The following is a 13,544-nucleotide window of genomic DNA, read 5'->3' as shown; positions in this document are numbered from 1 at the left end:
TCGTTCGACTCGAACCGGCTGCCGCCCGGCCCGTCTCGAGCCTCAAGCGAGCGCCTCCGAGAGCGTGACGAGCCGCCGTCCGGCGCAGCAGCCGGGACAGGGCCCTGCCCGGACCCTGCCCGGGTGGCGGGCGCGACGACGTCCTCCGCGCTCAGGCCTCGACGGAGGCCATGTTGGCCTCGTCGTGCCGCTCGCCGGAGGCCGGGGTCAGCGCGTCGAGCCGACGGACCTGGTCGGGGGTCAGGACGACGGCGTCCGCTGCGGTGTTCTCCTCGACGCGCGCGACCCGGCGCGTGCCCGGGATGGGGGCGATGTCGTCCCCCTGGGCGAGGATCCAGGCGAGGGCGGTCTGGGCGGGGGAGGCGCCGACCTCGGCCCCGATGGCCCGCACCTCGTCCACGATGGCCAGTTTCCGGGTGAAGTTCGTGCCGGTGAACCGGGGGTTCGTCTTGCGCCAGTCGTCGTCGGGGAAGTCGGCGACGGACCTGATCTTCCCGGTGAGCAGGCCGTGCCCCAGCGGGGAGTAGGGGACGAGCCCGATGCCGAGCTCGCGCAGCAGCGGGAGGATCCCGGTCTCCAGGTCGCGGGTCCACAGGGAGTACTCGGTCTGCAGAGCCGCGACCGGGTGGACGGCGTGCGCCCGCCGGATGGTGTCGGGGCTCGCCTCGGAGAGGCCGAGGTGGAGCACCTTGCCCTCGGCGACCAGGTCGGCGACCGCGCCCACCGTCTCCTCGATCGGCGTGCCGCGGTCGACACGGTGCTGGTAGAGCAGGTCGACGTGGTCGGTGCGCAGCCGCCTCAGCGACCCCTCGACGGCGGCGCGGACCGTGGCCGGGCTGCTGTCGACCGTGCCGGGGACGACGCCGCCACGGTGCGAGACCAGCCCGAACTTGGTGGCGACGACGACCTGGTCGCGTCGCCCGACCAGCGCCCGCCCCACGATCTCCTCGCTGTGGAAGGGGCCGTAGATCTCCGCGGTGTCGAGGTGGGTCACGCCGAGGTCGAGGGCACGGTGGATCGTGCGGACGGACTCGGCGTCGTCCAGGGCACCTTCGCTCGTGTAGGTGCCGGCCATCGTCATGGCGCCCAGGCCGATGCGCGAGACGTCGAGGCTGCCGAGGGAGACGTGCTTCATGGGGTGGACCTTCCGGGTCGTGGAGGTGCTGCGGGTGCCGACCGGCCCAGTGAAGACGTGCGGGAGAGGTCCAGGGAGTCACGGGCGAGGGGGTCAACGCCAGTGACTCCCTCCGCCGAGGTGCGGCACCTAGGGTCGTCCCATGGACAGCCGGGAGGGTCTGCGCGCGTTCCTGACCTCGCGCCGCGAACGCCTGACGCCCGCCCAGGCCGGGCTGCCCGACTTCGGCGGGCGCCGCCGGGTGAAGGGCCTGCGCCGCGAGGAGGTGGCGCTGCTGGCCGGGATGAGCACGGAGTACTACGTCCGGCTCGAGCGCGGCAACGGTGCGGGCGTCTCCGACGCTGTCCTGGACGGCATCAGCCGCGCGTTGCAGCTCGACGACGCCGAGCACGCCCACCTCTACGACCTCGCCCGTACGACGGCCCCGGGATCCACGCGGCGCCGCCCCGTCCGCCCTCCGCAGGTGGGCGCGAACGTGCTGCAGCTGCTCGACGCCATGCGCGACGTGCCCGTCTTCGTCCAGAACGGCCGCCTCGACGCCGTGGCCACGAACCGCCTCGGCGCGGCCCTGTTCTCCGAGATGTTCGCGCTGCCGGGCCGTCCGGTGAACGCCGCGCGCTTCACCTTCCTCGACCCGCGCGCCCGGACCTTCTACCGCGACTGGGAGGGGACCGCGCGCCAGGTCGTCGCCCTGCTGCGCGCGGAGGCGGGCCGCACGCCGTACGACCGCGTCCTCACCGATCTCGTCGCCGAGCTGGTCAGCGCCAGCGACCCGTTCCGGGCCCTGTGGGCGGCCCACGACGTCGGTGTGCACCGGACGGGCTCGAAGGACGTGCACCACCCCGTCGTCGGTGACCTCGACCTGACCTTCGAGGCCATGGAGCTCACCTCGCACCCCGGCCTGCAGCTGCTCGCCTTCTCGGCGCCGACCGGCTCCGCCAGCGACGACGGGCTCCGGCTCCTCGCGACCTGGGCCGCGACGGCGCCGCCGGGAGCCGAGGGCGTCCGGACCGGGGTCGGCGACCACGCCTGAGCCCTGTCCGGCCTCCGGCTCCGTCAGAGGCGGGCCGGCTCCCGGGCCGGGGCCGGCGGCAGGACGTGGGCGAGGCGGTGGGTGCGCTCGACGCGCTGGCCGTACGAGGTCGCCGCGAGGATCAGGGTCGCGCCGACGGCCACGGCGACGGTGAGGTGCTCGCCGCCCAGGGCGACCCCGACGGCGACGGCCCAGACGGGTTCGGTGCCCATCAGCAGGCTGGCGCGGCTGGGGGAGGTGCGGCGGATCGCCCAGGTCTGGGCCAGGAACGCGAAGACGGTGCAGGCGAGCGCCAGGTAGGCGAGCTGGGCCCAGGCGGCGAGCGGCAGCACCGTCACGGTCCGAGCGAGCTGCGGCGCTGCGATGACGGACAGCAGGACGGCGCCTACCACGGCCTGGACCGTGGTGAGCGTCAGCGAGCCGTACGGGCGGCCCGCGGTCAGCCGCCCGATCAGGCTCACGTGCAGCGCGCGGACGGCCGCGGCGGCGAGCATCAGCCCGTCCCCCCACGCCGGGACCCGGAAGCCGCCGCCCGACACGAGCAGGCCGACGCCCACCACGCCGACGACCGTGGCCACGAAGAAGGGCGGCGGCAGCGGGCGTCGGCTCCACACGCCGTCCAGCAGCGGCGTCATGATCACGGTCAGGCTGATGATCAACCCGGCGTTCGTGGCCGTCGTGCCCGACACCCCGAACGTCTCCAGCGTGAGCACCGCCGCCTGCGTGACGCCGAGCAGCACGCCCACGCCCAGCTCGCGCCGGCCGGGCCGCGGGGCCCGCGTCCCTCCGCGGACCACCGCCAGGGCGACGGCGCTGATCACGTAGCGCAGGGTTAGCACGACGACGACCGGCGCCACGACCGTGAGGTCCTTGGCGACCAGGTAGCTGCTGCCCCACACGAGGGCGACGCCCAGCAGGACGAGGTCGGTGGCGTGGCCGGAGCCGGTTCCGCGGAGTCGCACCCGCTCACCGTCGATCAGTAGACGATGAAGAACAAGGACGTCTTGGTCAATCCACGTTGTAGCGTTCCTTCATGGACGTACGGCAGCTGGCGGTCCTGCGCGAGCTCGGGGACCGGGGGAGCGTCGTCGCCGTCGCCGAGGCGCTGTTCATCACGCCGTCGGCCGTGTCGCAGCAGCTGGCGGCCCTGCAGCGGAACGTGCCCGTCGCCCTCACGCAGCGGCGGGGCCGCACGCTGGTCCTCACCGACGCCGGGCGGGCGCTGTCCGCGGCCGCCGTCGACGTGGCCGCCGCGCTGGCGCACGCGGAGGCGGCCGTCGACGCCCACCTCGAGGACCCGCGCGGTCCCGTCCGCGTGTCGGCCTTCTCCAGCGCCGCCGCGGCCTTCTTCCCCCCGGTCGTCCGGGCGGCCGCGGCCGGCGGCCCGCCGGTCGTCTGCGCGGAGCACGACGTCGCCCAGGCCCGGTTCCCGGCGCTGTGCGCCGACCACGACGTCGTGCTGGCCCACCGGCTCGACCACAGCTCGCCCTGGCCCGCGACCGTCTCGGTCACGCACCTGCTCCGCGAACCCCTCGACGTCGCGCTGCCGGCCGACCACCCGCTGGCCCGCGAGCCGCGCGTCACGGCCGACCAGGTCAGCCGGGAGCCGTGGATCGGCGTGCACGAGGGCTTCCCGCTCCTGGCCCCGCTCGAGGCGATCGCGGCCGCGGCCGGTCGGCCCATGATCATCAGCCACCGGGTCAACGACCTCACGGCCTCCGCGAGCCTCGTCGCTGCCGGCGCCGGTGTCGCCCTGATGCCCCGCCACACCGCGCCGCCGCGCACCGACGTCGTGCTGCGACCGCTCGCCGACATGGACCTCGCGCGGCACGTGGACGCGCTCGTGCGACCCGAACGGCGGTTCCGCCGCGCGGTCACCACGGTCCTCGACGTCCTCGTCCGGGCGGCGGGGGAGCTGAGCGGCACGTAGCGGGGTCCGATGCGCGCCCGCTCGACGCGCGCCCGCTCGGGCGCCGCCCCGTCCGGTCTGTCACCATCAGCCGTGGTCGGCGACGTCGGCGAGATCGCGAACCCGCTCCGGCGGGATCGGTGCCCGAGGCTCCCTCGGGCGGCAGCAGGTCCACCTCGCAGCAGGTCCGCAGGTGCCCGGCTGCGCTCCGCGCAGGTCGGCACCCGCTCGTGCAGGACTGGTCGTCCGGCGCCGCCGCCACACCCCGCACCCGGTCGCCCGTGAGCCGGCACCAGGACGAGGCGCTGGCGCGTGGGCTCGCCTGGGCCTTCCTCGCCGCCGAAGCCTGGACGGTCCCCGCCCTGGTCGACGCGGGCGCGACCGCGTTGGGGCGTCGGTACCGCTGGCTGCCGCGGGTCGCCGCAGCGGTCGTCGCCGCGCACCGGTCGCCCCCGACCGACGGCCCGTACGCGTTCACCCGGTTCGTCCTGCAGCAGACCTCGCTCGTCGAGCACGCGGACCGGGCGTCGCGGCGCGGCTCCGTGGTCCGGGTGGTCCGGGTCCCGACGCTGCCGGGGGCCATGGGCGTACGCCGGTGGCCGGTCCCGGAGCTGCCCGACCTCCCGGCGTTGGCCGACGCGCTCGAGCTGCCCCTCGACCAGCTCGTCTGGGTCGCCGACACCCACGGCCTGCAGCGCCGGACGCCGGACGGCCCCTTTCACGTCTACCGGCACCGCTGGGTGGAGCGGCCCGGCGCCGCGCCCCGGCTGCTCGAGGTGCCCACCCCGCTGCTGCGCGCGGTCCTGCGGAGGGTCCTGGACCGCATCCTCGTCTGGGTCCCGGTGCACCCGGCGGTCCACGGCTTCGTCCGCGGGCGCAGCGCCGTCACCCACGCCGCGAACCACGTGGGCGCGGAGTCGGTCGTCTGCCTCGACCTCCGCGCGTTCTTCGCCTCGATCACGGTCAACCGCGTGAACGGGCTGTTCCGCGGGCTGGGCTACCCGGAACCCGTCGCCTGGGCGCTCGCCTGCCTGTGCACCCACCCGACGCCGCGCGTCGCGCTGGCGGGCATGCCCGGCGGCGGTTCGGCGAGCAGCCGCGCGTGGCTGCGCGCCGGCCTGCGGAGCCGGCACCTGCCCCAGGGCGCGCCCACCTCGCCGGCGCTGGCGAACCTCGCCGGCTTCACGCTGGACCGCCGCCTCGCCGGGCTCGCCGCCGCGACCGGACTCACGTACAGCCGGTACGCCGACGACCTCACGTTCTCCGGGCCGCGGGTCGACCAGGGACGGTTCGTCTCGCTGGTCGGGGCCGTCGTGCGGGACGAGGGCTTCGCGCTCAACCCGCCGAAGACCCGCATCCGCTCGGCGCAGCAGCGTCAGGAGGTCACCGGCCTCGTCGTCAACGACCGGGTGAACGTCCCCCGGGCGTACCACGACCAGCTCCGCGCGGTCCTGCACGACGCCACCCGGAACGGCCCGGCCGCGGCCAACCGGCAGGCCCACCCGGACTTCCGCTCCCACCTGGAGGGCCGGGTCGGCTGGGTCGAGTCGGTCAACCCCGTCCGCGGCCGGCGCCTGCGGGCCCAGCTTGAGGCGGTCGTGTGGCCGGCCTGAGCCCGATCGCTCGATGATCAAGGGGGGATGATCAAGGAGCGATGATCAGCTCGGTGATCAGGTCGTCGGCGAGGGTGAAGCGGTAGCGGAGGTCGACGACGCCGCCGGGGAAGTCCCCCTCGAGCCGGTTGACGGCGACCCAGTGCGCGTCGTCCGTGCGCTCGGCGCCGACCAGCTCGGTCGTGTAAGTGAACTCGCCGCCCGCGTGGCGCAGGAAGTCGAGGACCTCCCGCGCCCCGCGGAACGTCTTCCCCTCGTCGACGAGGGCGGCGTCGGGGGCGAAGGACCGGATCGCGGTGTCGGCGTCGCCGGCGACGTGGGCGGTGAGGAAGGTGCGGACGGTGGCGGGCAGCTGCGTGGGCTGGACCGGGGTCGGTGTGGTCATGCGACCACCGTCCGTGATGCCGCGGAGGGAGGGTCAAGCGCGGGACTCTCCCCCGGGGGGAGGGTGCACACTCGGCGCATGCTGGCGATCGGGGAGTTCTCGCGCCTGACCCACTTGAGCGTGCGGACCCTGCGCCGCTACCACGACGCCGACCTCCTCGTCCCGGCCGTGGTGGACGCGGCGACCGGCTACCGCTCGTACGGGGTCGAGCAGATCCCGGACGCCCAGGTCATCCACCGCCTCCGCGAGCTCGACGTGCCGCTCGCCGACGTCCGGCGCATCCTGCGAGCGCCAGAACCCATGGTCCGCGCGGCCCTCGTCGCCGACCACCTGCGGCGTCTCGAGGCGGAGCTCGACCGCACCCGGGCGGCCGTCGTCTCGCTGCGGCGGCTGCTGCGGCCGGAACCGGCGCCGCTGCAGGTGGAGCTGCGGGCCGTCCCGGCGACGACCGTGGCGGCCGTCGAGGGCGAGGTCGCGCTGGACGACGTCCTCGGCTGGTACAGCGGCGCGATGGCCGAGCTCGACGCGACCGTGCGGGTGTCGACCGGTGCGCCCGGCGGGCTGTACGACAACGCGCTGTTCGAGCTCGGCCGGGGCCACGTGCTCGTGCACCGCCCGACGGACGACCCGCCGAGCCGGGGCCGCGTACGACCGGTGACGCTCCCGGCCGTCGAGCTGGCCGTCGCCACCCACGTGGGCGCGCACGACGACATCGACGTGACGTACGGCGAGGTCGGCGCCTGGGTGGCCGGGAACGCGCTGGCGGTGGCCGGCCCGGTCCGCGAGACCTACCTCGTCGGGCCGCGCGACACCGACGAACCCTCCGCCTGGCTCACCGAGATCGGCTGGCCGGTGTTCCGGGTCGCCGCGCCCTGACCGCTGTTGCGCCGGGCCGGGACCTTCCGACCGTCAGAACGCGCACGCCAGCAGGTCGGCCAGGAGCTCCTCGGCGTCCACGTCGAGCCCGCGGGCGCGGAACCAGGTCGTGACGTTCCGGCAGTCGCGCGCGAGGTACTCCATGCCCTGCGGGTTCGCCACCACGTCGACGGCCTGCGGCAGGTCGATCATGACGAGGCGGTCGTCCGCCGCGAGCAGGTTGAACGCCGACAGGTCCCCGTGCGCCAGCCCCAGCGCGGCCATGCCGCGCATCGCCTCGACGAGCTGCTCCCAGTACGCCTCCAGCAGCGGCGGGGCGGGTCGTGTCTGGGCCAGCCGCGGCGCCCCGGACCCGTCCTCGAGCGTGATCAGCTCCATCAGCAGCTCCGTGCCGTCGAGCTGGACGGGGTAGGGCACGGGCAGGCCGACGGACCAGAACCGGGACAGGCACGCGAACTCTGCGGCCGCCCACTGCCCGGCCTCGACCGCCCGGCCGTGCCGCGTGCCCTTCGCCGCGGCGCGACGGTCCCGGCTGTTGCGCATCCGCCGGCCCTCGGTGTAGCCGGCGTCGCGCGAGAACATCCGGTGGTCGAGGCCGCGGTAGCGCTTGGCCGCGAGCACGACGCCGGCGTGGGCGTCGGCCCGCTCGAGCAGGAAGACGTCGGCCTCCTTGCCGGTCTTCAGGACGCCGAGCTCGGTGTCGACGGCGGCGTCGGAGGTGACGACCCAGTCGGGCCAGGGCTCGGGGCCGGCGAGGACGCCGACGTCGTCCCAGGTGGACCAGCGCTGGCCGGGCGCGAGGTCGTCGGTCTCGACGTAGTGGAGGGCCTCGGGGTCAGAGGCGGGTGCGGGTGGGACAGGGAACAGGTCGGACATGGGTGAGCAGGTCTCCAGAGCGGGAGGGGTGGGCTGCGGGCAACCCGGGGACGTCGACGGACACCACGCACCTCCTCCTGCTCCGGACCGGTCCCACACCGGTCGACCACCCGTACGCTGCACCCCCCGTCGCGGACCCGCAACCGGTTTTCGGCTTCCGGTCGCCCCTCAGCGAGGGCGGGTTCAGCCGTCCTTGCGCACGTAGAGATCGACCTCGACGCCGCGGACGACGTTGCGTCGCTCCTGCACGAAGTGCTCGTCGAGCACGGCCATCTGGTTCGTGCCGGCCTTGTCCGTGCTCTTCACCCGCAGGTTCACCGTGCCGAAGACCCAGATCCGGTCCCGCTCGAGCATGGCCGCGCGGACGTCGGCGGGCTTGCGCGCCGTCCCGCGGAGGTTCGCGGCCCGTACGGCGGTCTTCTGCAGGGCCACGTCGTCGACCTGCGCGAACCCCTCCGGGTAGGCCAGCGCGCCCAGCCGGAAGCTCATGGGGAGGAAGATCACCGCGTCGCCCGGCTGCGCCTGCGCCCGCAGGACGGCGGCGGCGCCGGCGAAGTCCTGCGAGCGCGAACCGACCGTCCGCTCGTGGCGCAGGTCGGGCAGCTGGGCCAGGCTCACCGCGGCCACGAGGAGCCCGGCGACCGCCCAGCCGACGGCGGTCCGGCTCGTCGCGCGCGCGGCGAGGGCGGCCAGCACCTCGACCCCGCGGGCGGCGAGCAGCGGGAGCCCGGCGACGCAGAAGAGGACGTAGCGGACCTCGAACAGCGGGTGCACCAGCGACACCGCCAGCAGCGCCGCGACGGGCACCAGCAGCAGGGGCAGCGCCACCGCGGCGAGAGCACCACCCTCGTGGTGCCTCCACCGCCGGAGCTCGGCAGCGACGCCCAGCACCACGAGGCCGAGGGCAAGGGTCAGCACCCACGGGCTCGTGCCGAGGAACTTCCCCTGCAGCACCACGAACGTGCTCCGGCCGATCGCCGCCGTGTGGGCCACCTGGTCCGCCTGCTCCAGCGACAGCAGCGTGACGCGAACCATCAGCGCGCCGCAGACCAGCACCGCCACGGCCCACCAGCGCCAGACGCGCCAGCCGACCCGGGACAGCAGGACCGTCACCGCGTGCGCCGTCAGCGCCAGCACGGCGAGCTCGTTCAGCGTCGTCGCGACGACGATCGCCAGCCCGTAGCCCCACCACCAGCGCCGACGGCCTCCGGACAGGGCCCGGACGAGGCAGTACGTGGCGGCGAGGACCGCGCCGGTGACCAGCGCGTACGAGCGCCCCTCCTGGGCGTAGTAGGAGACCAGCGGCCACCCGGCGAAGAGCAGGCCGGCGACCAGACCCGTCCGGGCCCCGGCCAGCCGCGTCCCGAGGCCGGCCGTCGCAGCGGCGGCGACGCCCATCGCGAGCACGGACGGCACCCGCATCCACACCTCGCCGCCGCCCGGCAGCATCCACACGTGCATGAGCAGGTAATAGGCGCCGTGCACGAGGTCGATGTGGTCGAGCACGGCCAGGATCTGGTGCACGGGGCGCGTGACGACGGTGTACGTCGCGGTCTCGTCCAGCCACATCGACCCGCGGTCGAGCCCCCAGAACCCCACGGCCAGCATCGCCACGACCGAGGCGACCACGACGCCCGCCCGGAGCCGCGGCGACTCGTCCGGCCGCTCGACCGCGGTCAGGAGTGCCCGGGGCGCCCGGACCGGGAGCCGGTCGAGCTGCTCGTCCGGGGAGGTGGGGCGCTGCTGCAGGGTCGTCATGACCCGCCCGAACCTAGTGACGCCGCGCGCCCGGTTCCCGACGTGACCCGGGTACGCCGGTGGTCGCTCAGATGAACTTTTGACGTACGGCCGAGGTGTGGGCCTCGGCAGAAAGTCCCGGTGGACGAGCCCCGCACCGACGAGACTGCGCTGCGTGGACGAGCAGGAGGTCGAGCGGCGCATCGCGTCCCTGCTGGCCGGGCCGCGGGGACGCCACGTGTGCGCAGCGGTCGGGGTGCAGGTCGCGCCGGACCTGGGCTGGCCGTTCCGCCCGACCGACCGTGCGGACGCCGCCACCTTCGTGCACGGTCTCGCGGCCGTGGACCCCTCGCGGGTCGCCGCGCTCCAGGACCCGTCGGCGTTGGTCGACGCCCTGGGCACGGCTGTGGACTCCGCCGCCTACTGGCAGGAGCCGGCCGGGCTGGACGACCTGCTGGGGCGTCCCGACGTCGTCGGGGCTCTTCGGTCGGTCGCGCGGGGACTCGTGTCCGCTCCTGCGGCCGCCTGGTGGTGGGAGCCGCTCGCCCCCGAGGTCCAGAGCATCGTGCGGTGGTGCGAGCCGGGGCGCCGTCGCGCCGAGGCCCCGGAGCTCACCGGCACGGTCGAGCGTCTGCGCCGGTGGCGTCACGGCACGGTGGCGGGGGAGGCGGAGGCGCAGGGCTGGCCGACGTCGTACGAGACCGGTGTCTCGGGCGAGTGGTGGTCCACACCCGTCGCCGTGAACATCACGACGACGAGCCTGCGGCTCGGCCGGCTGCCCGCCGTCCAGCTCGAGCTGGTCGAGGACGCGATGGGGTGGGAGCGGGCGAGGGTAGCGCCGGTTGCCGTCCTTCCCGACCGCTCCGTCTACGAGATCGGGGGACCTTCGGATTGGACGGACCTGGTCGACCGGTACCCGCTCGAGGTCGACCGGTCGCGACGTCACGACTGGTGGCTCGCCACGGGTGGACGGGGGCCGTGGCAGATCCCCGACTGGTACGCCGTGAGCCAGGACCACGACGCGGTCCACCTGACCGTCGCCGGGTACCTCGCTGCCGCCGGCCGGGCCTTGCCGACGCGCGGGGGTCAGACCGTCCTCGCCGGTTTCGACCCCGGCCTCGCCTACTGGCTCACGGACAGCCTCGGCCGAGCCGAGTCGGCCACGACCTGGCGGCGGGTCGCGCTCGAGGACGACGAGCACAGGTGGGTGACCGAGACCGACTAGCCGGTCGGCCGAGATTTCCGCCGATCGACCACCTCTGCGGTGGTCGAACGGCGGAGAGTTCTACGAACCGCTGGTCGCGCTCACGGCAGCCTGCTCGGCCATCTCCCGGGGGACGCCGATCGTGCGACCGCAGACCGTGCAGGTGTCGGTGTAGCGGGTGCTGACCGGGAAGAGCGGGATGAAGAACAGGCTGAACCGGCGGACGCGCTTGACCAGGTGGTGGGCGCCCTGCTGGTGGCAGCGCTCGCAGAGGAAGACGAGGGTCGCGACCAGGAAGTCCTTGGTCGACAGTCCGAAGATCAGCACCGCGCCACCGTACGTGGACCCGGGCCCGTCCCCGGTGCGCCCGAACGGCCGCCGTCCGGGGCGGGGGAGGGGGCACTGGTCCTGATACCGATGCGGATCCGACCGGGCAGACGCGGTCAGATCCGCATCGTTGTCGTCCAGCGGGGAGTGGAGCCATCTGACCGGGACGAATCCGCGCGGGCGCCGGAAGGGGCCGGGGCCGGCTGGTGCGTGACAGCAGCCGACCCCGTCCGCTGCGCATCGTCGCGATCCCCCGACCGTCGTGCGGCGCAGCCACCACCTCTGGGCGTGGGCATAACCAGCGCGGCCGGGCCCTAACGCTCGACGCTCGAGGTGTCCGCTTCTGGCCGCGTCCGGAAGAGGACACCGCCAGCGGTTGCGGCGACCGACCGGCTCGGCCTAGAATTTTCACGAGCGGCGAGGGAATGAACCCCCGAGCATCCTCTCGCCGCTCCTCACTCTTCTCCGGCAGCCTGCAGCAGGGCGTCCGACGCGGTCGGAGCGCCCGGCGCGAGCCCTCGGCCCACGGCGCGGCTGGTCCGGAAATCCCTCAGAGCCATCACCGCAGTGCCTCTTGCACCGTGCTCCCGGCCGTCGATGCTTCGCGGAACCAGACCCGCAGTCGTCACGAGTGTTCCGTCCTGGTGAGGAGTCCGACGCCAGCGGGGTAGGAGGCGGTCGACGTCGGAGCCGGGGGACAGCGAGGAGCCGGGGTGCTGCAGCGGGAAGACGACCCTCCCCAGGTCGTCGACGCCTTCCGCGCGGGTGACGAGCGCGCCCTGGCAGAGATCTACCGGCGGTGGTCGCCCGTCGTCCACGGCCTCGCGCTGCGCTCGCTCGGTGACGTCGACGACGCCGAGGAGGTGACGCAGCAGGTGTTCACGGCCGCCTGGACCTCACGGCACACCTTCGACCCGGAGCGGGCACGTCTGGCCGCCTGGCTGGTGGGCATCGCGCGCAACAAGCTCGCCGACGCCCACGCGGCCCGCGCCCGGCAGCGGCGGATCCGCACCGAGGTGCTGTCCAGGACGCAGGTCGACGACACGGTCGAACCTCCGGACCTCGCCTCCCAGCTCGTGCTGCTCGACGAGCTGTCGTACCTCCCGGCCGTGCCCGCCCAGGTGATCAGGATGGCCTTCTACGACGACCTGACCCACACCCAGATCGCCGAACGGCTGGGGATGCCGCTGGGGACCGTCAAGAGCCACATCCGACGGAGCCTCTGCCGGCTGCGCGAGCGGCTGGAGGAGCTCGCCGAGTCGCCGTGACGCCGACCTGCTGAACCTGCGCCTCGGCCGTTCTCGAGATCACCCCTAGTCGGACGGTGCGGGACACGACCGCCGACGGCCGAGCTCCTCCCGCGAGGGGTGTTCGCGCCGGAGGGCGAGCGCCCGGTTTCGACGGGTGCGCGGCTGGCTAGGTGCACGTCGGTCCTCCGCGGGACGGGGCTCGGGTCCCACCGTGCCCGCCCGTCGCCCGAGGACCACCGCGCACCCACCGGGAGAGACACGTCATGGACCTCGGCCTGAACGGCAGGCTCGCCTTCGTCACCGGCGCCGACTCCGGCATCGGCTGGCACACCGCCCGGCTGCTGCTCGCCGAAGGGGCCACCGTGGTCGTCACGGACCTCGACCAGGCCGAGCTCGACACCGCGGCGGCGGCCCTCGAGGCCCCGGCCGGACGGCTGTACGCCTTCGCCGCGGACGTGACCGACGTCGACCAGCTGGCCGCCCTGCACCGGCGCGTCGCCCCGCTCGGACGGATCGACGTGCTCGTGCAGTCCGCCGGCGTCACCGGTGCGCAGGGGCTGTTCCACGAGATCGACGACGAGGGGTGGACCAGCACGCTGACCACCGACCTCCTCGGTCCGGTCCGGGTGGTGCGCGAGTTCCTGCCCGACCTGCGGACGGGTGGCTGGGGCCGGGTGGTGCTCCTCACCTCCGAGGACGCCGTGCAGCCGTACGACGACGAGCTCCCCTACTGCGCGGCCAAGGCCGGGGTCCTGGCGCTGGCCAAGGGGCTGTCCCGCAGCTATGCCCGCGAGGGGCTGCTGGTCAACTGCGTCTCGCCGGCCTTCATCCACACCCCGATGACCGACGCGATGATGGCGAAGCGGGCGGACCAGCGGGGCACCGACGTCGACGAGGCGATCAGCAGCTTCCTCGACGAGGAGCGGCCCCACCTCGAGCTGAAGCGGCGCGGGGAGCCGGAGGAGGTCGCGGCCGTGGTCGCCTTCCTGTGCTCCGAGCGGGCGAGCTTCGTCAACGGCTCGAACTACCGCGTCGACGCCGGCTCGGTCGCGACGATCTGATCCTGGGCCCGCTCGAGCGCTCTCGTCCTGGAGGGCCTGGGGCGTCATCGGCCGGGTGCGGCCGAGGACGTCGGACGGGCACCGCGAATCTGACCGACGAGGCTCGATCTCGGGCCTCCACGAGATACTGACGACCTC

The 13,544-nt window shown here is 74.4% G+C and carries 13 protein-coding genes; 7 read left to right on the top strand and 6 right to left on the bottom strand.

The annotated features are described in order from the left end of the window. Positions 1–151: 151 nt before the first annotated feature. On the bottom strand, positions 152–1,135 hold the full coding sequence (locus tag ABD665_RS04340) for an aldo/keto reductase (RefSeq protein WP_204912070.1): 984 nt from the start codon (positions 1,133–1,135) through the stop codon (positions 152–154). Between the two features lie 142 nt (positions 1,136–1,277). On the opposite strand from ABD665_RS04340, the gene ABD665_RS04335 reads away from it, so the two are divergent. Next, positions 1,278–2,168, top strand: a complete 891-nt coding sequence (locus ABD665_RS04335; RefSeq protein ID WP_204912071.1) for an MmyB family transcriptional regulator — start codon at positions 1,278–1,280, stop codon at positions 2,166–2,168. Positions 2,169–2,191: 23 nt separating this feature from the next. Here the strand turns inward: ABD665_RS04335 and ABD665_RS04330 are convergent, their stop codons facing one another. Next, entirely contained in the window at positions 2,192–3,130 is a 939-nt protein-coding gene (locus ABD665_RS04330) for an EamA family transporter (protein WP_204912072.1), read from the bottom strand. A 71-nt stretch (positions 3,131–3,201) separates the two neighbouring features. Here ABD665_RS04330 and ABD665_RS04325 point away from each other — a divergent pair, with 71 nt between their 5' ends. Together ABD665_RS04325 and ABD665_RS04320 are read left to right on the top strand one after the other, a co-directional pair. Continuing rightward, positions 3,202–4,098 carry a LysR substrate-binding domain-containing protein gene (locus tag ABD665_RS04325; RefSeq protein WP_204912073.1) on the top strand — a complete coding sequence of 299 codons (897 nt, stop codon included), beginning with the start codon at positions 3,202–3,204 and terminating at the stop codon, positions 4,096–4,098. Between the two features lie 260 nt (positions 4,099–4,358). Continuing rightward, the gene (locus ABD665_RS04320; protein ID WP_204912074.1) at positions 4,359–5,690 is read left to right on the top strand and encodes a reverse transcriptase domain-containing protein; all 1,332 of its coding nucleotides are present in this window, start codon (positions 4,359–4,361) and stop codon (positions 5,688–5,690) included. 31 nt (positions 5,691–5,721) lie between these two features. On the opposite strand, the gene ABD665_RS04315 is transcribed toward ABD665_RS04320, so the two are convergent. After that, on the bottom strand, positions 5,722–6,075 hold the full coding sequence (locus tag ABD665_RS04315) for a nuclear transport factor 2 family protein (protein WP_204912075.1): 354 nt from the start codon (positions 6,073–6,075) through the stop codon (positions 5,722–5,724). Positions 6,076–6,153: 78 nt separating this feature from the next. Here ABD665_RS04315 and ABD665_RS04310 point away from each other — a divergent pair, with 78 nt between their 5' ends. Continuing rightward, positions 6,154–6,951 carry a MerR family transcriptional regulator gene (locus ABD665_RS04310; RefSeq protein ID WP_204912076.1) on the top strand — a complete coding sequence of 266 codons (798 nt, stop codon included), beginning with the start codon at positions 6,154–6,156 and terminating at the stop codon, positions 6,949–6,951. Positions 6,952–6,984: 33 nt separating this feature from the next. Here the strand turns inward: ABD665_RS04310 and ABD665_RS04305 are convergent, their stop codons facing one another. Both ABD665_RS04305 and ABD665_RS04300 read right to left on the bottom strand, forming a co-directional pair. Further along, entirely contained in the window at positions 6,985–7,827 is an 843-nt protein-coding gene (locus ABD665_RS04305) for an RIO1 family regulatory kinase/ATPase domain-containing protein (RefSeq protein ID WP_204912077.1), read from the bottom strand. A gap of 183 nt (positions 7,828–8,010) precedes the next feature. After that, positions 8,011–9,585, bottom strand: coding sequence for a glycosyltransferase family 39 protein (locus ABD665_RS04300; protein ID WP_204912078.1), 1,575 nt, complete (start codon positions 9,583–9,585; stop codon positions 8,011–8,013). 154 nt (positions 9,586–9,739) lie between these two features. Between ABD665_RS04300 and ABD665_RS04295 the strand changes: the two genes are divergently transcribed. After that, on the top strand, positions 9,740–10,789 hold the full coding sequence (locus tag ABD665_RS04295; RefSeq protein ID WP_204912079.1) for a hypothetical protein: 1,050 nt from the start codon (positions 9,740–9,742) through the stop codon (positions 10,787–10,789). Positions 10,790–10,849: 60 nt separating this feature from the next. Here the strand turns inward: ABD665_RS04295 and ABD665_RS04290 are convergent, their stop codons facing one another. After that, positions 10,850–11,095 (bottom strand): zinc-ribbon domain-containing protein, encoded by a 246-nt coding sequence (locus ABD665_RS04290; protein ID WP_204912080.1) that lies wholly within the window; start codon positions 11,093–11,095, stop codon positions 10,850–10,852. Positions 11,096–11,808: 713 nt separating this feature from the next. On the opposite strand from ABD665_RS04290, the gene ABD665_RS04285 reads away from it, so the two are divergent. Both ABD665_RS04285 and ABD665_RS04280 read left to right on the top strand, forming a co-directional pair. Then, the gene (locus ABD665_RS04285; protein ID WP_204912081.1) at positions 11,809–12,363 is read left to right on the top strand and encodes a sigma-70 family RNA polymerase sigma factor; all 555 of its coding nucleotides are present in this window, start codon (positions 11,809–11,811) and stop codon (positions 12,361–12,363) included. A gap of 245 nt (positions 12,364–12,608) precedes the next feature. After that, positions 12,609–13,406: an SDR family oxidoreductase gene (locus tag ABD665_RS04280; RefSeq protein WP_204912082.1), complete on the top strand. Its 798-nt coding sequence runs from the start codon at positions 12,609–12,611 to the stop codon at positions 13,404–13,406. The last annotated feature ends 138 nt before the right edge of the window (positions 13,407–13,544 follow it).

Origin of the sequence: Microlunatus spumicola (assembly GCF_039536445.1) — a bacterium.
Taxonomy (GTDB): Bacteria; Actinomycetota; Actinomycetes; order Propionibacteriales; family Propionibacteriaceae; genus Microlunatus; species Microlunatus spumicola.
The sequence above is the reverse complement of the archived record's forward strand: the minus strand, read 5'-3'. Positions and strand labels throughout refer to the sequence as shown.

Coding starts and splice junctions, on each gene's coding strand:
- ABD665_RS04340 (WP_204912070.1), bottom strand. CDS start 1,135: ATGAAGCACGTCTCCCTCGGCAGCCTCGACGTCTCGCGCATCGGCCTG.
- ABD665_RS04335 (WP_204912071.1), top strand. CDS start 1,278: ATGGACAGCCGGGAGGGTCTGCGCGCGTTCCTGACCTCGCGCCGCGAA.
- ABD665_RS04310 (WP_204912076.1), top strand. CDS start 6,154: ATGCTGGCGATCGGGGAGTTCTCGCGCCTGACCCACTTGAGCGTGCGG.
- ABD665_RS04305 (WP_204912077.1), bottom strand. CDS start 7,827: ATGTCCGACCTGTTCCCTGTCCCACCCGCACCCGCCTCTGACCCCGAG.
- ABD665_RS04300 (WP_204912078.1), bottom strand. CDS start 9,585: ATGACGACCCTGCAGCAGCGCCCCACCTCCCCGGACGAGCAGCTCGAC.
- ABD665_RS04325 (WP_204912073.1), top strand. CDS start 3,202: ATGGACGTACGGCAGCTGGCGGTCCTGCGCGAGCTCGGGGACCGGGGG.
- ABD665_RS04280 (WP_204912082.1), top strand. CDS start 12,609: ATGGACCTCGGCCTGAACGGCAGGCTCGCCTTCGTCACCGGCGCCGAC.
- ABD665_RS04315 (WP_204912075.1), bottom strand. CDS start 6,075: ATGACCACACCGACCCCGGTCCAGCCCACGCAGCTGCCCGCCACCGTC.